General features: G+C 70.0%; 1 protein-coding gene and 1 pseudogene. One reads left to right on the forward strand and one right to left on the reverse strand.

Annotation, left to right across the window (positions count from 1 at the left end):
- Window positions 1-205: pseudogene (locus N878_RS22305) on the reverse strand (pyridoxal-phosphate dependent enzyme); the annotation flags it as partial.
- 80 nt (window positions 206-285) lie between these two features.
- Here N878_RS22305 and N878_RS22310 point away from each other — a divergent pair.
- A partial coding sequence (locus tag N878_RS22310) for a GntR family transcriptional regulator (protein ID WP_021445736.1) occupies window positions 286-977 on the forward strand: 692 nt, incomplete at its 3' end.

Here is a 977-nt window from a genome sequence, read left to right on the forward strand (position 1 = left end):
CCTGCGGCTCGCGGCGCAACAGGGCGTCGATATAGACCAGCCCGCCACGCACCTTGAAGGCCGCGGTGGGCGCGTGGTTCTCGTGTTTGACCCACAGCTCGCAGCCGGTGCGCTCGCACAACAGCGGCCAGCTCAGCTGCGGCGTGGGCGCCATATGGCGGTGAACCAGTTGGGCGCTCTGGCGCAGTTGGGCAAGGTCGAACATGACGGGCACTCCGGGTGGCGTTGACCCCGATGCTAGTGCGGCGCATTGTATGGGTAAATCTTTATATTGCATGGCAAGCAATGTGGCTCCCTGACCTGTCCAGCAGTTCCCTGCCCACCTACCTCGCTCTGGTGGAGGCCATCGCCGCCGCCATCGGCCGCGGTGAACTCAAGCCCGGCGAACGCCTGCCGCCGCAGCGGCGCCTGGCCTGGACGCTGGGTATCAACCCGAGCACGGTGATGCTCGCCTACCGCGAGGCGGCGCGCCGGCACCTGGTCTCCGGTGAGGTCGGTCGTGGCACCTACGTGCTGGCCGGCAGTCGCGAGGCGAGCCTGTTCCGCCTCAAGCAACCGGCTGCGCAGGGTGAACTGATCGACCTGTCGACCAACGTGCCGGTGCACGACCCGGACAACCGCGACCTGTCCGCCAGCCTTGCCGCGCTGGCTGAACGTGGCGAGCTGGATGTGCTGCAGGCCTACCCCTCGGCGGCGTTGGTCGAGCGCGCGCACCTGGCCGGCGCCACCTGGCTGCGCCGCCGTGGCCTGGAACTGGCGCCGAACGGCCTGCTGCTCTGCGCGGGTGCCCAGCAGGGCGTCTCAGCCGCATTGTTGGCGCTGTGCGAGGCGGGTGAAGCGATCCTGGTGGAGCGCTACACCGCGCCGGGGATCAAGGCCGCCGCGCGCCAGTTGCGCCTGCCGCTGCACGGGGTGGCGATGGACGAGCACGGCATCCTGCCCGACGACCTCGACCGCCAGGCCCGCGCCACCGGCGC

Source organism: Pseudomonas sp. EGD-AK9 (assembly GCF_000465935.2).
Taxonomy (GTDB): Bacteria; Pseudomonadota; Gammaproteobacteria; order Pseudomonadales; family Pseudomonadaceae; genus Aquipseudomonas.